The 18,075-nt window shown below is 60.0% G+C and carries 18 protein-coding genes; 9 read left to right on the forward strand and 9 right to left on the reverse strand.

Features of this window, described 5'->3' with window-relative positions:
- Positions 1–8 precede the first annotated feature (8 nt).
- A complete protein-coding gene (locus tag IVB46_RS38440) occupies positions 9–2,408 on the forward strand; it encodes an MFS transporter (protein WP_256468699.1) in 2,400 nt (799 codons plus the stop codon).
- 24 nt (positions 2,409–2,432) lie between these two features.
- Here the strand turns inward: IVB46_RS38440 and IVB46_RS38445 are convergent, their stop codons facing one another.
- The 3 genes from IVB46_RS38445 to IVB46_RS38455 form a co-directional block, all read right to left on the reverse strand.
- Positions 2,433–2,966, reverse strand: a complete 534-nt coding sequence (locus tag IVB46_RS38445) for an isoprenylcysteine carboxylmethyltransferase family protein (RefSeq protein WP_247345167.1) — start codon at positions 2,964–2,966, stop codon at positions 2,433–2,435.
- A gap of 420 nt (positions 2,967–3,386) precedes the next feature.
- Positions 3,387–4,691 (reverse strand): TAXI family TRAP transporter solute-binding subunit, encoded by a 1,305-nt coding sequence (locus IVB46_RS38450; RefSeq protein ID WP_247345172.1) that lies wholly within the window; start codon positions 4,689–4,691, stop codon positions 3,387–3,389.
- A gap of 160 nt (positions 4,692–4,851) precedes the next feature.
- Entirely contained in the window at positions 4,852–5,016 is a 165-nt protein-coding gene (locus IVB46_RS38455) for a hypothetical protein (protein ID WP_247345175.1), read from the reverse strand.
- Between the two features lie 456 nt (positions 5,017–5,472).
- On the opposite strand from IVB46_RS38455, the gene IVB46_RS38460 reads away from it, so the two are divergent.
- Positions 5,473–6,900 carry a DUF1254 domain-containing protein gene (locus IVB46_RS38460; protein WP_247345178.1) on the forward strand — a complete coding sequence of 476 codons (1,428 nt, stop codon included), beginning with the start codon at positions 5,473–5,475 and terminating at the stop codon, positions 6,898–6,900.
- A gap of 486 nt (positions 6,901–7,386) precedes the next feature.
- On the opposite strand, the gene IVB46_RS38465 is transcribed toward IVB46_RS38460, so the two are convergent.
- The 5 genes from IVB46_RS38465 to IVB46_RS38485 all read right to left on the reverse strand — a co-directional run bounded on the left by IVB46_RS38465 (position 7,387) and on the right by IVB46_RS38485 (position 11,976).
- Positions 7,387–7,734 (reverse strand): hypothetical protein, encoded by a 348-nt coding sequence (locus IVB46_RS38465; protein ID WP_247345183.1) that lies wholly within the window; start codon positions 7,732–7,734, stop codon positions 7,387–7,389.
- 257 nt (positions 7,735–7,991) lie between these two features.
- A complete protein-coding gene (locus IVB46_RS38470) occupies positions 7,992–8,651 on the reverse strand; it encodes a hypothetical protein (RefSeq protein ID WP_247345186.1) in 660 nt (219 codons plus the stop codon).
- Between the two features lie 222 nt (positions 8,652–8,873).
- Positions 8,874–9,890 carry a helix-turn-helix domain-containing protein gene (locus IVB46_RS38475; protein WP_247345189.1) on the reverse strand — a complete coding sequence of 339 codons (1,017 nt, stop codon included), beginning with the start codon at positions 9,888–9,890 and terminating at the stop codon, positions 8,874–8,876.
- Positions 9,891–10,262: 372 nt separating this feature from the next.
- Complete coding sequence (locus tag IVB46_RS38480) at positions 10,263–11,255, reverse strand: AraC family transcriptional regulator (RefSeq protein WP_247345192.1); 993 nt, start codon at positions 11,253–11,255, stop codon at positions 10,263–10,265.
- A 256-nt stretch (positions 11,256–11,511) separates the two neighbouring features.
- Positions 11,512–11,976 (reverse strand): DUF2721 domain-containing protein, encoded by a 465-nt coding sequence (locus IVB46_RS38485; protein ID WP_247345195.1) that lies wholly within the window; start codon positions 11,974–11,976, stop codon positions 11,512–11,514.
- 210 nt (positions 11,977–12,186) lie between these two features.
- Between IVB46_RS38485 and IVB46_RS38490 the strand changes: the two genes are divergently transcribed.
- Positions 12,187–12,849 carry a DUF992 domain-containing protein gene (locus tag IVB46_RS38490; protein ID WP_247345198.1) on the forward strand — a complete coding sequence of 221 codons (663 nt, stop codon included), beginning with the start codon at positions 12,187–12,189 and terminating at the stop codon, positions 12,847–12,849.
- On the opposite strand, the gene IVB46_RS38495 is transcribed toward IVB46_RS38490, so the two are convergent.
- Positions 12,843–13,655, reverse strand: a complete 813-nt coding sequence (locus IVB46_RS38495) for a hypothetical protein (RefSeq protein WP_247345201.1) — start codon at positions 13,653–13,655, stop codon at positions 12,843–12,845. The two genes, IVB46_RS38490 and IVB46_RS38495, sit on opposite strands and share 7 nt — an antisense overlap.
- 66 nt (positions 13,656–13,721) lie before the next feature.
- Between IVB46_RS38495 and IVB46_RS38500 the strand changes: the two genes are divergently transcribed.
- The 6 genes from IVB46_RS38500 to IVB46_RS38525 all read left to right on the forward strand — a co-directional run bounded on the left by IVB46_RS38500 (position 13,722) and on the right by IVB46_RS38525 (position 18,070).
- Positions 13,722–14,477, forward strand: coding sequence for an outer membrane beta-barrel protein (locus IVB46_RS38500; protein ID WP_247345204.1), 756 nt, complete (start codon positions 13,722–13,724; stop codon positions 14,475–14,477).
- Between the two features lie 14 nt (positions 14,478–14,491).
- Positions 14,492–15,280 carry a DUF2092 domain-containing protein gene (locus IVB46_RS38505; RefSeq protein WP_247345206.1) on the forward strand — a complete coding sequence of 263 codons (789 nt, stop codon included), beginning with the start codon at positions 14,492–14,494 and terminating at the stop codon, positions 15,278–15,280.
- Complete coding sequence (locus tag IVB46_RS38510) at positions 15,277–15,588, forward strand: hypothetical protein (RefSeq protein WP_247345209.1); 312 nt, start codon at positions 15,277–15,279, stop codon at positions 15,586–15,588. The genes IVB46_RS38505 and IVB46_RS38510 overlap by 4 nt, the downstream gene beginning before the upstream one ends.
- Positions 15,589–15,766: 178 nt before the next feature.
- Positions 15,767–16,120: an HdeA/HdeB family chaperone gene (locus IVB46_RS38515; protein ID WP_247345212.1), complete on the forward strand. Its 354-nt coding sequence runs from the start codon at positions 15,767–15,769 to the stop codon at positions 16,118–16,120.
- A gap of 114 nt (positions 16,121–16,234) precedes the next feature.
- Complete coding sequence (locus IVB46_RS38520) at positions 16,235–17,194, forward strand: helix-turn-helix domain-containing protein (RefSeq protein WP_247345214.1); 960 nt, start codon at positions 16,235–16,237, stop codon at positions 17,192–17,194.
- 129 nt (positions 17,195–17,323) lie between these two features.
- A complete protein-coding gene (locus tag IVB46_RS38525) occupies positions 17,324–18,070 on the forward strand; it encodes an outer membrane beta-barrel protein (RefSeq protein ID WP_247345217.1) in 747 nt (248 codons plus the stop codon).
- Positions 18,071–18,075: the final 5 nt, after the last annotated feature.

Raw genomic sequence — 18,075 nt, forward strand, 5'->3', positions numbered from 1 at the left:
CGGGTTGGATGAATCGCGTGGATCTCAGCGATGGGGTACCCACGCCGCTCAGGTATTTGTCGATCGCCACGATCACGCTGGCGGTGACCATGAGCAGCCTCGACAACAGCATGGTCAATGTCGCCGTCCCGGCGGTCGCGCGCGACCTGAACATCCCGCCGGCAAGCGCGATCTGGCTGGTGAGCATCTACCAGATCGCACTTGCGGTGACGCTGCTGCCGCTCTCGAATCTCGGCGAGATCTTCGGCTATCGCCGGGTCTATCTCTGCGGATTGACGCTGTTCACCATCTCGTCGGCCGCGGTGGCCGCGTCCAACAGCTTCCTGACCATAATGTTGGCGAGGTGCATGCAGGGGCTCGGCGCCGCGGGCATCCTGAGCGTCAACATCGCGCTCATCAGGTTCGTCTATCCCAAGCACGAGCTCGGCAAGGGCATCGGCATCAATTCGTTCGTGGCAGCTTCTGCCTTTACCGCGGGTGCGCCCGTCGGGTCGTTGATCATCAAATATTTCGGCTGGCATGGTCTGTTTGCGGTCAACGTTCCGACCGGCATCATCGCGTTTCTGGTCGCGCTCTATTCGATTCCCAAGACCCCGGTGTTCGCGCGGTCTTTCGATCTTGGCGGCGCTTTTCTCTATTCGGCCGCGTTCGGCCTGCTGCTGTTCACGTTCAACGGGTTTGGTCACGAGCAGTCCTGGTGGTTGATGGCCGCTTTGGTCTTCGGCACGGTGCTGTTCTGGTGGGCATATCTGCAGCGCGAGGGGCAGAAGCCGACGCCGCTCCTTCCGATCGATCTGATCCGGCTGCCGCTCTTCCGAATGGCGGTGCTGACGTCGATCTGCTCCTTCATCGCGCAGATGTCGGCTATCCTGGTTCTGCCGTTTTTCATCGAGCATATTGGCTATCATGATCCGGCCGTCATCGGTCTGCTGACTACGCCATGGCCCGCGGCGGTTATCGTCACCGCGTTGGTAGCCGGAAATCTGGTCGATCGCTTTTCGGCCGCGCAGCTCTGCACCGGCGGACTGTTGTTGCTTGCGGCCGGCCTCGCCTCGCTGGCGGTTCTGGAGGTTGGTGCGTCACCCATCCGCATCGCTTGCAGCATGGCCGTCTGCGGTGTCGGTTTCGGCCTGTTCCAGTCACCCAACAACTGGGCGCTGATCAGCGCCGCGCCTCCGGCGAGGAGCGGGGCGGCCAGCGGCAGCCTGAATTCGGCGCGGCTGGTCGGGCAGTCGCTCGGGGCCGCCATCGTCGCGATCATGCTCACGGAGTTCGGCCCGAACGGCGCGCCCTCGATCTGCCTCTTCTTCGGCGCGGGCGGCGCGATCATCGCGGCATGCGTAAGTGCGCTCAGGCTGGGGGCTTATGCAACAAGGTCACGTGAAGCAGCCGAAGCGGCGGCAGTGTCGTCCGGCGCCCATGACAACAGGACGGAAGCAATGGATTCTTCGCTACTCAACGACGTGGTGTTCAAAATTGAGGCGCGGGAATATCGCGAGGTCTTGAGGGGGAGGTACAGCATCCACGACATGATGGCCGGCCGGCCGCCTGTGAGCGGGGAGGTCCTGGCGAAGGCAAAGGTCCTGGTGACGACTGGCTTCGCCGGTGCATCGGAGGACGAGATTCGCATGATGCCGAACCTGTCGCTGATCTGTTGCATTGGCACCGGATACGAGAATGTCGACATTCCGGCTGCACGCCGACGCGGTGTGATCGTGACCCATGGCGCCGGGGCGAACGCTTCCGCGGTCGCCGATCATGCGGTGGCGATACTGCTCGCGATCATGCGCAACATCTACATGTTCAACATGGTGGCAAAGCAGGATCTCTGGCGCGGCAATCTTGGGCCGCGTCCGATCCCGACTGGCAAGCGCGCGGGCGTGATCGGCCTCGGAGCGATCGGGCAGCGCATCGCGCGGAGGCTGGAGGCCTTCGACATGGACATTGGCTATCATTCCCGCAGCGAAAAGCCGGAGTTTAGTTGGCGGTATTATTCCTCCGTCGTCGACCTGGCGAGAGATGTGGACTGCCTCATCGTAGCTGCGCCTGGCGGTACGGATACATTCCATATCATCGATGATGAAGTGCTGTCGGCATTGGGGCCGAACGGCTTTCTGGTCAACGTCAGCCGCGGAAGTCTCGTGGATACCGATGCGCTTGTACGAAGGCTGAAGGCCGGTGGGATCGCGGGTGCGGCGCTGGATGTCTTTGAGGAGGAACCGTCGATCCCGTCGGCATTGAGGGAACTCAGCAATGTGATCCTTACGCCGCATGTGGCGGCGTTCGCACCGGAAGTGCACACCGTCTCGACCAAGCTCCTGCTGCAGAATATCGAAGGGTTTCTTCGGTGTGGCGCCGTTGTCTCTCCTGTTCCGGAAATGCGCGACACTCCCGCAGTAACGCGTTAGGCTCGCACAACCGCGGGCCACCGATCATTCCGACCGCCATGGGGTCATCCGCGGTATCCAGCGCGGGACGGCGGCGCGGAACGCCTCGTACTCTCTCCCAAACGTCCGCTCGAGCGTGGGTTCTTCGTACGCCACGACGAAGACGTGGAAGGCGAGCCACAACAGCGCGCCGTAGACGATGAGGCGCCAATCGCCCATCAGCACCGCTTGACCCAGGATGATGGCAACGACCGCGACGTATATTGGATTACATACATAACGGTAGAGACCGGTCACCACGAGATTCCGGGTCGGCGCGATGGGCGCGGGGGTGCCGAGACCCTGCAGCGCGAAACGCGCAAATGCGTCAACGAGCCCAGGCACGCCTGCGAGAATCATTATCGCGCCGATGCCGCGCGTCAGCTCCAGACCAAGGAACGGCGGCCGGAGTTGCCAACCCGTGATCGACCATGGAACGAGCCCCGCCAGCGTACATGGGGCGACCACGAAGAAAACCGCCGAGCCCAGGACGGCAATGGTTCGTTGCGCGGCGGTTCCCCACACTCGCTGCGAGCTCATTCCAAGCTCCCCTTCATGGTTTCCCGTCGTCATCCGGGTGCCGACACGCTCGCCATGTTGTCCCAAAAGCGGAAACCGCGCACGACTAAAGCCAGAATGCCACGGCGGCAGCGAGGCTCTCCACGAGTTCTGAGAAGGTGGATTCGCGCCGGTCAGCAGGTCCAATCAAACCGATCACATCGCACCCCTGACCTTTCACAATGTGATAGCTATTTTGATTCTGTTGGAAATTTTGTTGCGCCCTCATGATGGATTGGAGCGATTCATGAGCCCGCATAGAAGCGTCGAATTTTCAACGCGCCGGGCTCCCGATTGATCCTGCTCAAATTGAGTAACCGGCCGGACTACACCTTGCCTTCTATCGGAAGCCGCCCGTTGGGTTGCTCGTCGGCTACCACCTCTTCCGAGCCAATCCTGCAACTATGACGTATTCAGTTTGGCCCGGCGCGCATGGATCAGACTCTCGACCCTGTTCGCGGCAACGTTCAATGTCGCCATATCGGCGGCATCTTGGTCTCCGCTTGCAATCTTGAGCCGCTGGTCGCTCAAGATGTCATCGATCCGGCTCTCAATGTCGGATAATTCATCCTCGTGCTGGGCCTTGCGAACCCGGCGAGCCAGGGCATAGAGCGCGTCGAGCGCCGATTCATCAGGTTTCGACGTCCGCAAGCCGATAAACCTCCAGGCTGCGGCAAGGACCGAAGCCAGTCCGCCAAGGATCATCGGCGTCAGGTAGATCGCATTGCTCCATTCGTCCAAAACGCTTTCTTGGGTGCCGTTGAAGTATTCCGCTGCACCAGCGTGGACCGGCAGGAAGGCGTCTGGATCCGTATCAGGGGCGGTGACCTGCGCCAGGATCGGCAATTCGCCGATGAGGTCCCGGCGCGCGGCGAGAAGCGATCTTGTCAGGTCGGCTATGGTGTCGGGATTGAGCTTTTTCTGCGCGACCAGGTAGAAAGACACCCGCAGTGTCGTCAGGTCGTCATCCGGGACTGCCGGCGAACCGCGGAGCGTGCCTTTCGGCACGTCGAAGCTTTCGTAGGCGCGATGACCTTCCGCAATCGCGCCGGCTGCTTCAACGGGAATGAGCACCGGCAGGGATTTCGGATTTTGCGGGAAGAGGCTGCGCGCGAGCGACAGGTATTTGGGGGTCAGGGGAATGACGAGCAGAAGCGCGTCCACGCTTCCGGAGTCGACTGCCTGGCGTGCCTCAGGCAACGAGACATCCTTGAATTTCACGTTTGCGCGGTCGAGATCATATTGCTGACGCAGTGCGTTAACGACGGCTCTGTTGATCTCTCCGCCGACCACGCCAACGCGGTGGCCTTTCAGGCTCGCCATGTCGGTCAGCGGCGAACCGGGAGGGGCCACAATCAGCACGACCGCGTGTGCAAGCACCAGGACTGCCTGGGCTTGCGACAGGTCACCGACGTCGCCGCGGACGACGGCGAGGTCGGCCTTGCCGGATGAAAAGGCATCGGCGGCTTCGAGCGCACCCGATTGATTGACGATCCGCAGCCTCACCGGCGCTGACGTGGTGGTCAGGCGACCTGCGATGGCCGACAGGACCTTAGCGGCTTCGCCATCAAGCGATCCAACTGCAGCGGTCAGCGTGACCGGTCGGATGTACCAGAGATAGGCGAACAGCCCCGCGCCAATGGCCAGCAGGAATGCGCCGCTCACCATCACGATACGAAGCCAGGCCGGTAGTCTGACGGCGCTCATCGCGTAATTCTCCGACTAAAGCTAAGGCTTGCGCTGAAGCGTGATCAACGGCACCTCTCTGACACAGCCGTGTCTTGTCTCTGAATTGTATTCCGTTCTGTCGCGGGGCAGGTAATGGATCACGGCATGAAGCTGTTCGAGCGCTGGCGCCGCCTCAGAGTTACAGGAATATCAAGCCCCATTCGACGCGGTGAACCGACTTTTGGCTTTGCTTATGATGTGTGATCTCACGCGGCGATAGGCGCGCCTCGCGTGCGGTCACCGGCGAGATGACCTGCGAAATGACCTGCGACAGGTGCGGGGCTGACGGAGTATCAATCTGCATTGAATGCTTTCCTCGCGAACCGACCAAGTGCGCCGCCACGCCCTCAGGCCTCGGGGCGAACGCGCGCAATGGATGTTATTAGAGAGCACTTTCACCGATCCGCTATGCAATTTCTGCCCAGGCGCGGATTCCGTTGGCAGCAAGTCGTGAGAAGTCCCTCGCAGTCGCACCGAAGCTGATCCATCGTCCATTGGTCCGCGACCAAAGCTCGCGGTTGCCGAATTCGCATAGCGTGCCGCCGAGTCCTCCGTAAGTTGGTAAGCGGACGAGAAGTGGCTGGTATGCCAGCTCGCTCAACAATGGCTAGTGAGCATTTGATGCAAAAGCGATTGATCCAGAGCGTACGCGCTGATGAAGCGCGAACTTCTTCGGTCGGATCCTGGAAGTTAAATCGTTGTCGGCCCCACTCGCCAATCGTTTGAAGTCGTTTCAATCAGGTGCCAAGGAGAGAAAAAAATGGAGATCACTCGTCGTAATCTTGCGCTGGGAGGCATGGGTCTGCTGGCAGGTGCGGCTGCAACACGATCAGCCCTTGCGCAGGATTCCTTCTTTGGCGTGGGGCAGGGCCTGGAGGAGTTTTGGCTCGCGAGCGACGCCTACGTTTTCGGCTATCCGTTGGTGACGATGGAGATGACCCGCCGGGTTCTCACCAACGTCGCCGAGCCCGTGGGCACGAAGGCGCCGATGGGGCAGATCATCAAGATGCGCCAATATCCGGATGCCTCGTTCAAGGATGTCACGGCACCGAACGCGGACACGCTCTACACGACTTCCTTTCTGGATGTCGGGAAAGAACCGTGGGTTCTCAGCATTCCGGACATGAAGGGACGCTACTTCCTGATGCCGATGCTGGACGGCTGGACTACGGTGTTCCAGGTGCCGGGCAAGCGCACCACCGGCACCGGCGCACAGACCTACGCAATCACCGGACCTGGCTGGAAAGGCACACTGCCGGATGGCGTGAAGGAGTACAAGTCGCAGACCAACATCGTGTGGCTGCTCGGCCGGATCTATTGCACTGGCACGCCAGAGGACTACGCGGCCGTCCACAAGCTGCAGGACGAGTGCAAGCTCGTTCCGCTCAGCGCCTATGGCAAGCCGTACACGCCACCTGCGGGCAAGGTCGATCCCTCGATCGACATGAAGACGGCTGTCCGCGAACAGGTCGATCGCATGGACGCGGTGTCGTATTTCAAGCTGCTCTGCGAGCTCATGAAAACCAATCCGCCATACGAAGCGGACGCCCCGCAACTTGCCAAATTGGCCCGCATCGGCATCGTCCCCGGGCAGGATTTTGACGAGAGCAAGCTCAAGGCGGACTTCCTGAAGCGTGTACCGGAGGTGTCGTTCGACAGGATCATGCTTCAGTTCAAGGTCAACAAGGCCGTTAAGGACGAGAACGGCTTTGCCTTCACAACGAGAACCGGCATCTACGGCACCGACTATCTGATGCGGGCCCTTATCACCGCGATCGGGCTCGGCGCCAATCGTCCGCAAGACGCGGTTTATCCGACCTCGCAAAAGGACGCGGATGACCGAAAGTACAATGGCGCGAACAAGTACGTCATGCGATTCCCTAAGGGGCATCTGCCCCCAGCGGAGGGCTTCTGGTCGCTCACGATGTACGATAGCGGCTACTTCTTTGTGAACAATCCGCTCAATCGCTACTCGATCAGCGCGCGGCAAGACCTCAAGCAAAATCCGGACGGGTCCACCGATCTCTATATTCAGAAGGACTCTCCGGGCAAAGACAAGGAGGCAAACTGGCTTCCCGCACCTGAGGGAGATTTCATCCTCATGCTGCGCATGTACTGGCCGCAGGAAACCGACCCGTCGATCATCAACGGTACCTGGACGGTTCCGGCCGCCAAGAAGGTCACTTGAGAAAACTCGAACGCATGCCGGCCCTCGGGTGGGCCGGCATGGCCGAATGGCTTCGTGATCCAACTGCACCGTCGCCAACAAGAAAGGTGAGCGACGGTGCAGAAGCACGAATCTCGACGAGAGGCGTAACGGGGCAATCGTGTGAAGCGCCTCCGGTGGACCAGCGGCTTTTGCATCTGCGGAGGATGGCGCGCCTCGGCCGATGGAGATGAGCACTATTGGTTCGCGGTGGCGCTATGAAGCCGCCAGCCCTCTGCGCGCTCCGATCTCCAAATCCGCGATAGGCTGCGATTTTCTCATTCTACCTCAGGACGCCTGATTGTTTCGGCGGCTAGTCTGCCCAGCTAGCAATTCTTCGACGTTCTCTGCAGCGGAAGCCGGCGTGCCCAACATGGCAGCATGAACGCTGCGTATGGTGGCGTAGAGGAAGGCCGTGGTCAGCCCAAACAGCAGCATGCCGTTGAGAGCTTCGAGCGCCCCCAACGTCTACCAACGGTCAGAAAGATGGAGGCTTGCATGGCCGAAGGTCGTCATCGCACCAATTGAATACAGCATCGCCGAGCGCTCGTCTGGAAGAGCGCCGAGCCAGAGGTAGGCTCCGGCCCAGACAGCGGCCCCTATGGCGTGCAAGGCGGTGGCCGACAGCACGGTCGCTCCCGCCACCGCTACAAACGTCGCCAGATGGCCACGAACTCTTTTCGCGCGCCTTAAACTTCGCTCAATGCCAAGTTCAATCGCTCCGAGACCGATGACATGCATGACGGATGCAAGGACGATCAAGGGGAGTCCCCACAGCCAGTCCGTGATCCACGCTTCTGACGCGAGAAAACCCATGTTTCTGCTAGCCTCGAGCCGAACTGTCGGCGTCGAGCGAGTCAGGAACGCGCACGACGATCAGCTACCATAACTGCGCCACTTCGGCGCGCGGCCGCATGCTGTGGGCGGCGGCAATCACGCTCGCGCTCCGTGGCGCGTTGACGCTGAGGACGGGACGAGTGGAAGATACAGGTACTACACCTGATCGACCAAGGCTGCTGCAAGGGCCGGACCGGAACGGGCGGCAGCTACGTGCCGCCCGGCACGAGACGCATTCAATAACAAGGAGGATAGGGATAATAGCCGCAATAGGGCCGGGCGTAGGCGGCTCCGATGGCGGCAGCTCCGACGGCGGCGGCCCCGGCATACATCGCGCCCCGATATGCAGTGCGCCGCGCGACGCCCGCAAAGGAAAGCGGTGTAAAGGGGCGCCCGATAATATCGATGAAGATCGAGGCTGCGCCATCGGCACCGGTGAGATCGCCCTCGAGTGTCTGGACGGTGAAGATCAGCTTGTCCCCATCCAGCTTCGGATTTTTCAGGACGACCACGGCATCCTTGACGGAGCCATCCTTGGCGTTGAAGGCCGAAACAGTCGCGTTCGGAGGATCACTGGCAAAGCTGTCCTTGCCCGTGCTCCAGTCGGCGATAATGTCAGCCGTGAGCTGATGGCCGGCGGCGCGCACGGGCCGGTCTGCGAATATGATCGAGTTCGGCGTGACGCCGGTCAGCACGAGGCTGTCGCCTTGCAATGTTGCGCTACGGGAATTGAGAACGATGAGCGATGGCACAATTTGAGCGTGTGCAGAGGAGGGCGCGCCGATCGTCTTCAGTTGTCCGTTGGGCGCGCTCTGAGCCCGCGCAGTCCCGGTGTCGAGCAGCAACGTCGCCGCCAGCAATGCCATACAAATGTGCACGGTCTTCTTGTTTCGCATCTCGTTCTCCTTGCGATCCGCCGGGGGCTTCCGGCACGTTGGTAGGTACGGACCGTAGGCACCCCAAAACCGGCCGCCTATGCAAAATCGGCAAAACGTGCAGCTGTCAGCACGGCCCGGCGCATGCTCTCGACCCTGCTCGCGGCAACGTTCGACGTCGCCATGTCGGTTTCATCCTCGTCCCTACCTGCAATTTTAAGGCGCTAGTTGCTCGAGGTGTCATCAATCCGGTCTCGATCTCGGATAACTCGTCCTCGCGCTCCGCCTGCTGTCATCGAGCAGCTCTTCCGAACACAGCTGAGCCTTGCGCTGAAGCGTCGTCAGCGGCGTTTCTCCGAAAGCTGCACGGTAGGTCGCAGCAAAGCGTCCGAGTTCAACGAATTGATGCTCCCGCGCGATGCTGGCGACACTCGCAGTGGAGGCATCGGCGCGCCGTAACGCGGCGCGGGCCTTGTTCAGCCTGCGCAACAGGAGATATCGCATCGGGCTGACGCCGAGAAACTCGTGACAGCACATCCGCAATGTGCGTTCGGCTACGCCGATTTCGGCGCAAAGATCGGGCAACGTAATCTTCCGGTCGACGGATTTGCGCAGCGCTGTTTCGAAGCGGGTCATCAAGGCTGTGTGGTTGGAGCGCGTCCTGGAACTGTTTTCCGTCCCGTCGCAGGTGAGGCAATGGATCACGGCGTGAATCATGTTCTGTTCGAGCGCCCTTGCCACGTCGGGCTGTTCAATCAGTTTGTTTGCGGGAGTCGCCAGGTAGCAGGCGTGTCGGAACAGGCATTGAAAACGAGACAGGTCCGCGCCGAAAGGATGGAGAAGTCTGGTGGAGCGCGGGGGCAGGATCGGCAGACCGGTCAACGCCGCACCACTGCTTGCGAGTTGATCCAGGGGCAGGGATATCAGGCCCCATTGGCATTTCCCGCTCGATAGCTGGTGCATCTGCTGGCCTGGGCCATGAAACGCGATCTGGTCGCTTTGGAAAGCAAACCCGTCGCATTCCAGGCTCGTCCGGCCAATCGGAAAAGACAAAAAGACCCTATCGGCTGCGAGCGAAATGCAGGCAATGCGCGGCAGCGATTCGCGCAGCCGCATGATGACGAGATGGTCCAGTTTCAGCCGCAGCAACTCCGCTTCGAAATCCCCGGGACCAGTGATCGTGAGAGTGACACCGATATCGCCAAATCCGGCCTCGTACGCTCCGGGATCGTCAAACCTTGAAATGGAGCGTTCAGCCATGTCCCCTTGTCCCATCGGACGGGCGGATGGCTCTTGCGACCATTTGAAGCTCACGGGGCCCGTCGATGAGGCACCATCAGGCAATCGATAAGATTCGACTATGCAATTCCGGCGCCATGAGAAAAATGGGCGCTTCAAAGAGCGCAGAAGGATATTTCGATCGCAAGCTTCGCTGGCGCAATCGGCCGGTCGATTTGCGCGATCAGGTAAGGCAAATGCTGCGCTAGAGCATGATCCGGACCCGAAGGGCCGCGTTAGTGCAAAGTGTGCAGCGGTTTTCCCTCGCGACAAACGCGGAACGCGTTTGCGCGGAGATCATGCTCAAACAACAACCTGAAGCGCGATGACGATTCATCCCAATCTCATTGCGCTTTAGTGAAGCCGTCCCACGATGACATCGACTGGCAGTGTTGTGGGACGCATGAGATGGACATGGGGATCCTGCGCGGGCCGTCGCAGTGTTTCCGACGGTAACTCTCCGAACAGCGTGCGATAGGCGACCGAGAAGCGCCCGAGCTCCCAGAACCCGTAGTTGGTCACGATATGGGTAACGGTGGCCTTGGATGCGTCGGCGCGCAGCAGCGCGCGCCGGACCAGATGCATTCTTCGCAGCGTGAGATAGCGGATGGGAGCCATGCCAAGATGTTCTTCGCAAGCTGATCGCAGCGTCCGCTCGGAAACGCCGGTCGCAGCGCAGAGTTCAGTCAGATAGATGGCGCGGTCCGGGTTTTCAGCCAGATAATCCTCGAGCCGCGCGATAATCGCGTCGTGACGCCGCCTGCCGGCGGTAATCTCGATGCCGGCGCCCTCGGCTAGGCATCGAACCATCAGATGAGACAATTGTTGTTCGAACCCGCGACGCAGCTCCAGCGAGTCCAGAGCGTCCGGTGTGTGGGCCAACTCGCCGACGGTCTGATGCATCTTCAACAGGCGTGACATCAACTCCGGGCGAGGCCGAACCACGCGGGTTGTCAATTTCTCCAGAAAATCAGCTCCGATGACGGTCGCGAGGGTTGCATTCATATCCTCCTCGGAGAGAGACATCCCGCCCTGGCGAAGGTTCGCGCCGGAACGCTTATGCGACACGTCGAACTTGTCGATGATGATATCACCCGGCGAGACGTCCATGCCGCAGTGTTGAATTGGAGGGCCTTCCAATTGCGTCAGAAAGCTGATTGACCTGCGGCCTGGCCGGACGGCTAGTTTGTTAACTTGAGGCAGATTTACCTCGTATCGACTCATCCAAAGCCGATTCAATCCAATCTGCTCTATCTTCAGATCAAACTCGCCACGCTTTGTCGGAAATATGTTGAGCTCGCATCCTCGAACGGCACTCGGGCAAAGCTGGGGATCTTCGATCCTCATCGTCCTAATCCAAAACACTTGCTACTCCCGCAAAATTTAGATTTTGTTAGAGAGATCGTTTGGAACGTAACGCCGTCTTCAAGAGTAAACTACGATTAATATCACGCACAACCTCTGATCAATGTGACAAAAGGGCCAGCTTTCGTCGAGTGTCGCCGCATCCGGTCACCGATAGATTTCGGCTATCGTGGGGGATCACGGATGGTCGGAGTCAACTGACCGAGGTCGGGCACTGGAGTTCTAACGCGGTCCTTTGCTAAGCATTTGATGCCTTGGGCCGGTGTTGCCTTTGTTTGTGGTGGCTGAGGTCATGCAGTGAAAGGCGAGCCTCGCGGACCAGATCCACCAGCGAGATCGTGAAGAAGCTGAGTGCAATAACGAAGAGCAGGGCGACCCCGTATTCATGCCGAAACTGGAAGAAGCTGCAAACAAACGCCAGGATCACCAGCAGCGAGGTGACGATGGCGCTGATCGACGAGAGAATTATCGCTTTGTTCAAAAGCACGGCCCGGCGCTGGAGATGCGGCACGTCGGGGTGAACTGCGGAAATGTCGTCGTCGATTGTAGCGTGCAGTGCCTGTAGCCTGTCGACGATGCGGTTCATCCGTCCGATCAGAACCGAAACGAAAGCTGCAACTGCGCCAAGGAGAAACGCTGGCGCCGTCACCTGCGAAATGACCTGCGACAGGTGTGCGGCAGTCGGTGTGTCGGTCAGCATCATGATGCTTTCTACCGCGAACCAGGTACGCGCGGCGCGACCTGCAGGCGCTGTGGGGACGTAACGCTTGGATTGAAAACCGAATAGCGCGCGCCATCAGGGTCGACTATGCAATTTCGGCAAAGTTGCCGCTGGCTGGTCGTAAGTTCTTGTCCGGCCTCGCCGTTCCCGACTACGCCAGGTAAACGCGTATGTGTGCAAAGCGGTTCTGCCATGGCCCCAGTCATTCAGCCGTTGAAGGCGCGATTTTTCGCTTACGGCAGGTTCAGCGCGCCGATTTTGCATAGTCTCATCGGCTTCGCGCATGCTCAGCTACGAAAAGCAGAGGGCGGCTCAGGACCAAGCGCCTGCCCGCGATCAACGAGGTTTTGCGAGATGATCAGGAAGCGAATGCGTGCACCAGCTCTGGCTGTCCTCTGCGTCTTCGGCGCATGGTCTGGCTCTGTGTCTTCCGCAGGCGCCCAACAGGCATCGTGGACCCAGATCGGCATGCTGGCGTGCAAGGTCGACCCCAGCATCGGGTTTGTCATATTTGGCCATCAATCGATGTCATGCCGCTTTACGCAAAACCCGCCGTTCCCGATTCAGCTCTATGAAGGCGCACTTAACACCGTCGGAATCGATATCGGCGTTTCGGCCGGAGGCGCACTAGCTTGGGCGGTTCTTGCCCCGACGGCAGGCCCTCCAGTCGGAGCTCTGGCCGGCGAATATGTCGGGGCGTCAGGTGATATCGGCCTCGGCTTGGGCGCCGGCGTCAATGTTCTTGTCGGTGGCTCGGGGCGGTCATTTGCGTTGCAGCCCGTTTCCGTAGAGGGATCAGTCGCCATCAATGTCACCGTCGGCCTTTCCGGCCTGCAGCTGCGTCCGGTCTATTGAATCTCCGCGCCTCTTGGTGTGAGGGATGGGACGCGGCTCCGGTTCGTGCCGAAAGCGCATGCGGGGCGAACTCGCAGAGATAGGCGACCCCACAGGGAAAACAAATCGGAAAGACCGGTGCCAACTGACCTCTTGAGAACATGGTATGTTTCGTTTGAGGTGCCGAAGACGGTGCGCAAAGCATCGGCGCACCGACGTTCGAGACAAAGTGAGAGCTTTCCGACCGAGCTCGACGCCCAGAGGTTTGCTCGCCAGAAATTCGAGCAAGGATACATCGTGACCGCGGGCACCATCAATCCCTGCACGCCACGACGGGCAATACCCCCGACGCTCATTCGCGATTGGCTTGCGGAAATGTCCGAGCCGCCATTTGTCGAGCCGGCCTCATTCGAGGACACCAAAGAGGCAGATCTGCCGTAGGAGCCGCTGCGATGCGGTGCCCTATGCATTGACAGATTTTGCATAGACCGTTCCGGCGAATCGTCGGCGCGCTGAACGCGCGCCATTGCAATCGTTTCCAGGGACGCGCCGCTCTGATTGTCTTCTCCAGCGGAATTGCCTGTGCTGGCGACAACGACCCGCCGAAGACGCCGCTGCATTTCGCACGCAATTGGGCTGCCCGTCACCATGATGCGTTCGGCAGCGTTGAACAGGGCCGCGAGCGCCCGGTCGTCGCTCAACATCACCGGATTGTCAGAATTTGCATATTCGTCAACCCGCACGCCTTGCACCAATAGACCATTCGCGAAGGTGGGGTTCCGGTCATCATCGATGGCGCGATGCGTCGGCTGCGGCAACTTCGCCACAGCCGGAAAAATTGAAAGCAGGCGTCAGATTCTGCATAGCGGGTTGCGCGCGCCTGATGCGATTCGATGCTGCACGAATTTCTTCAATCACTCAGGTGGGCAATGAACAAGATTGGTAAGTTTGCAGTTGCAATCGCAGCTTCGGGAATGATGGGCGGCTACGCGGCTGCGGCAGACTTGCCGGCGGCGCCCGCCTACAAGGCGCCGGCTTCGGTTGCCGCAGTCTATAACTGGACGGGAGTCTACGTCGGCGTCAACGGCGGGTATGGCTGGGGCAATCAGGACCCGCTGGTGCTGTTCTCCAACAGGTTCGATCGTGCCGGCTTCGACATCAGTGGCGGCATGATTGGCGGTACGTTTGGCGGGCAGATTCAGCAGGGATATGTCGTGCTCGGCTTGGAAGGTGATTTGGACTGGGCCAACATCAAGGGTTCGTCCGTCGTAACACCCAGCATTCTCGGCATCGGGCAGGGCGTTACGCTGAACACCTCGTCGAATATCAGTGCGCTGTCGACGGTGAGGGCGCGGATCGGTGTGGCGATGAACAATGTGCTGCTCTACGCCACGGGCGGCGCAGCTTTCGTCAAGTCGACCGCCAGCGCATCGACCGTCGCGGGCGTACCCTGTGGCACGCTTGGCGTCCTGCCGGATTGTTCGGGCTCGTCCTGGCGTCCGGGCATCTCGGCAGGTCTTGGCGTGGAATATGGGTTGACGCCGAATTGGTCTGTGAAGGGCGAGTATCTCTACACGAAGATCGTCGGCACCGGAGTGAGCTCGGATCGAGTGAACATCGTGCGTGGCGGCGTCAACTACCGATTCTGAACAGGGCTCTATCGATGATCAGACTCGGTCTTGTTCGGCGCGTCCTCGCGCCCGGCGTTGTCCTCTGTGCAGCGATCCTCGCCGGCGGGGCACAGGCGCAGGGCGATGGCGCCCTGCAAATCCTGAAAAGAATGTCCGCCTATATCGGCGGTCAACCCACTATCGACGCGACCTTCGATTCGGATATCGAAGTGATCACGGACGATCTGCAAAAGATCCAGTTTGCGAGTTCGGGGCAGGTCATGCTCAGCCGTCCCGACAAACTGCGTGCCACCCGGACAGGGGGCTACGCAGACCTCGAGCTGGTCTTCGACGGCAAGAAGCTGACGGTCCTCGGAAAGCATGTCGGCGCTTATGCCCAGGCGGATTTTTCCGGCAGCGTGGAGCAATTGATCGACAAGATGCGTTCCGATTTCGGCGTCGAGGCGCCGGGTGCCGACTTGCTGCTGTCACGGTCATTCGATGATCTGATGACGGGAGTATATGATGCCAAACATATCGGCCGCGGCGTCATCGACGGGGTCGAGTGCGAGCATCTCGCCTTCCGCTCGCCTGACACCGACTGGCAGATATGGATCGACGTCGGGGCCAATCCCGTGCCGCGCAAGTTCATCATCACCAGCAAGGCAGTGACCGGCGCGCCGCAATACACCCTGAGGATCAAGAACTGGAAGACAAATGTCCAGCCGCCAGCGGATGCCTTTGTCTTCAAGCCCGCTGCGGAAGTGAAGCCAATGGCTTTCGGCTCACTTGGGGACATCGATGAAGTCCCGGCAGGATCACCCCAGGGAGGAAAGAAATGACATCTTCCATCACCAAGTCCATACAGCTCGCAGGAGTGGTAGTCGCCGTGATTGCAGGCCTGTTCGCGAGCGAAAAGGCGCTGGTTGAACCCGGCTCCTTTGTCACTCGAGCCCATGCGATCATCGGACGGCCTTTAACGCCCATGAGTTACGCCGGCGTTGCCAGGCGCACGACGGCGCGAGCAGTGACTGCAGGCGCCGTCGCGACGGGAGTTGCGGTCGGAGCGGCGGCCGCGCCAGTTGTTGTCGCACCCGCATGCGTCCAGGCGGTCGATGCCTATGGCCGCATCTACATGCGCTGCCCCTAGCCCACCGGACTGCGCGACGCACCGCTTCGACCATCCGATAGCGTTGTACGGATCTCGATCGCGTATCCGGACCGATTGTTTCAACCCGGATCCAGGCGCGCGCGAAGGCGCCCGGATTCTGAAAGCCGGATCGTCTAAAGTATCTCCACATCAGAATCTTTCCAACAGGAGTCCCCCAATGCGCTCGAAACTGCTGCTTTCCGTCGCACTGCTTGTCGCCACCATGGCGTCGGTCAAGGCCCAGGTGCCGCTGTCGTCCTATGTCGATGCGAATGGATTCATTGACGTCCAGAAGCTGACCTGCGCGCAACTCGCGGGGACCTACCAGGAAGACGCCGACGCGCTGACGGCCTGGTACAGCGGGTGGTACAACGGCCTTGCCAAGAAGCATTTCCTCGACCTGCGCAAGGGCAAGATCGCGGAGCATGAAGTCATCGTCTACTGCAAGGCCAATCCAGAAAAACTCATCATCGATGCCATTGCTGTCGTGTTCAAGGCGGAGCGGGAGATGATGGGCATCCAGATGAAGTAGATCGTCTGCGAGCGGGTCGGTCGCTCGCTGTGGACCGATCCGCTTATGCAGTTTGGCGATCCGCTGAGGCTCCCATCTACTTCTCCTGAGCTGCCGCTCTGACGGGGCGGGATCTTGGATTTGAATGATTTCGGGCAATACACCGACGCCATCCAGGGCGCGACGGTGACATTTCTGAAATCCGCTCCGTCCTCGTACCGTTGGGGGGTGAAGTATCTCACATTGAATCGCACGATTCTTCAATTCGGCGCCGATGGCGGCCCGGGGATCGTCCATGGCGTCACTGAACCGACTTTTACGACGCTGATCATCCAGTCGTCCAACTTCGACAATCGCGTCGTGCTCGATGGCGCGCCATGCCAGGCTTCGGACCTGGTCATTCTCCCTCCGGATAGTCACTTCACCTTTGTTCGTTCCGGTCATGTCGAATGGGTAGCGTGGTCGCTGCCGAGGGAAGAAAGTATCGCGAGGAAGATCCTCCCCGCCGCCACAAATCAGGATTCGCCGAAGACTGCCAAGCATCTCGTCCGGCTACCAGAGCCGATCGCATCGAGACTGATCGAAGCATCGAAGCAGGCTCTGCGTTCCATCTGCAACTGCGCTCCTGCTGACCGGCCCGTCATGGCGCGGCATATGGAGCGCGCCTTGATGGATGAGCTGGCTTACGTTTGGGACAATCGTTTGAGCGAAGCTGTCCTGCCCAACAAGTACACCCTCTCGTCAGAGCGAATCGTTCTGGAGACACTTGAATTCGTACGGAAACGGTCGACGGAAATCATCAACATCACGGATATCTTGAAAGCCACCAAGGTCGAGTACCGAACCTTGCTACGCGCCTTTGAGCGCTATCTCGGCTTCTCGCCAAAGCACTATCTGAGGCTACGGCAGTTAAACCTCGTTCATCATGAGATCCGTCGTGGGAATGGCGCATCGGCCAGTCTCGCAGACATCCTGGCGGCCCATGGCGTCACCGAGTTTGGCAGATTTGCCGGGCACTACCGGTCGCTGTTCGGAGAGTTGCCATCCGAGACATATCGCCGGCCGCGCGCAGTGAAGTCTGGCAAGTCGCTGTGAGCTCGGAATGGTGTTTTTGGTGCAACACTGCGGTGAAATGGTCCGAGGTGACAGTTTCTGCATATCGAGTGAGACAAGGTCGATGGCAAATGGCCCAGGTGTTCTCCAATTCTATGAGGCTTGCAGGCAATGAAGAAAATTAGCTTACTGACCGCGGCAACGGTGATGTCCGTTTCGCTCACGGGTATTGCAAAGGCCGCTGACCTTCCGTCGCGGCCCGTCTACAAGGCGGCGCCGATCGCGGTGGCGATGTACAACTGGTCCGGCTTTTACCTCGGCGTGAACGGCGGGTATGGCTGGAGCAACCAGTGCGTCGATATCACCGCCATCAACGGAATTGGCGGCATCTTCGCTGAAGGCTGCAAGAGCGCCGGCGGCGGGGCCATCGGTGGCCAGGTTGGCTATCGCTGGCAGGCCGGACAGTTGGTGTTCGGTCTGGAAGGGCAGGGCGACTGGACCAACATCCGCAACACGCGCGTCAGCCTGCAGAACCCGGCCAATACCTACAGGTCTACCCTCGACGGCTTGGGGCTGTTCACGGGGCAAATTGGCTATGCGATGGACAATGTCCTGCTCTACGCCAAGGGCGGCGCCGCGGTTGGTAGCCAGAATTTTGGTCTATACGACACCGCAACCGGCACGGGCCTCGACTTTGCGAAGCGCACCCGTTGGGGTGGCGTCGTGGGTGTCGGCTTCGAGTACGGCTTCTCCCCGAATTGGACGGCCGGCCTCGAGTACGACTATCTGTGGCGGGTGAGCGACAGCAGCACCTTCCTGACGCCGTCGCTGGCGCGTGTCAATTCGATCACCACCAACACCAAGACGGACGTGAATTTGCTCACAGTGCGCGTCAATTACAGGTTCGGCGGCTACTGATGAAG

This window comes from Bradyrhizobium sp. 61, from assembly GCF_023073075.1.
GTDB classification, from domain to species: domain Bacteria; phylum Pseudomonadota; class Alphaproteobacteria; order Rhizobiales; family Xanthobacteraceae; genus Bradyrhizobium; species Bradyrhizobium barranii.

Excerpts from the sequence above, each read along its gene's own strand:
- IVB46_RS38445 (WP_247345167.1), bottom strand. The coding sequence starts at position 2,966 with ATGAGCTCGCAGCGAGTGTGGGGAACCGCCGCGCAACGAACCATTGCC.
- IVB46_RS38460 (WP_247345178.1), top strand. The coding sequence starts at position 5,473 with ATGGAGATCACTCGTCGTAATCTTGCGCTGGGAGGCATGGGTCTGCTG.
- IVB46_RS38485 (WP_247345195.1), bottom strand. The coding sequence starts at position 11,976 with ATGATGCTGACCGACACACCGACTGCCGCACACCTGTCGCAGGTCATT.
- IVB46_RS38470 (WP_247345186.1), bottom strand. The coding sequence starts at position 8,651 with ATGCGAAACAAGAAGACCGTGCACATTTGTATGGCATTGCTGGCGGCG.
- IVB46_RS38510 (WP_247345209.1), top strand. The coding sequence starts at position 15,277 with ATGACATCTTCCATCACCAAGTCCATACAGCTCGCAGGAGTGGTAGTC.
- IVB46_RS38475 (WP_247345189.1), bottom strand. The coding sequence starts at position 9,890 with ATGGCTGAACGCTCCATTTCAAGGTTTGACGATCCCGGAGCGTACGAG.
- IVB46_RS38465 (WP_247345183.1), bottom strand. The coding sequence starts at position 7,734 with ATGGGTTTTCTCGCGTCAGAAGCGTGGATCACGGACTGGCTGTGGGGA.
- IVB46_RS38505 (WP_247345206.1), top strand. The coding sequence starts at position 14,492 with ATGATCAGACTCGGTCTTGTTCGGCGCGTCCTCGCGCCCGGCGTTGTC.
- IVB46_RS38440 (WP_256468699.1), top strand. The coding sequence starts at position 9 with ATGAATCGCGTGGATCTCAGCGATGGGGTACCCACGCCGCTCAGGTAT.
- IVB46_RS38455 (WP_247345175.1), bottom strand. The coding sequence starts at position 5,016 with ATGCAGATTGATACTCCGTCAGCCCCGCACCTGTCGCAGGTCATTTCG.
- IVB46_RS38490 (WP_247345198.1), top strand. The coding sequence starts at position 12,187 with ATGGCCCCAGTCATTCAGCCGTTGAAGGCGCGATTTTTCGCTTACGGC.
- IVB46_RS38480 (WP_247345192.1), bottom strand. The coding sequence starts at position 11,255 with ATGAGGATCGAAGATCCCCAGCTTTGCCCGAGTGCCGTTCGAGGATGC.
- IVB46_RS38500 (WP_247345204.1), top strand. The coding sequence starts at position 13,722 with ATGCTGCACGAATTTCTTCAATCACTCAGGTGGGCAATGAACAAGATT.
- IVB46_RS38450 (WP_247345172.1), bottom strand. The coding sequence starts at position 4,691 with ATGAGCGCCGTCAGACTACCGGCCTGGCTTCGTATCGTGATGGTGAGC.
- IVB46_RS38525 (WP_247345217.1), top strand. The coding sequence starts at position 17,324 with ATGAAGAAAATTAGCTTACTGACCGCGGCAACGGTGATGTCCGTTTCG.
- IVB46_RS38515 (WP_247345212.1), top strand. The coding sequence starts at position 15,767 with ATGCGCTCGAAACTGCTGCTTTCCGTCGCACTGCTTGTCGCCACCATG.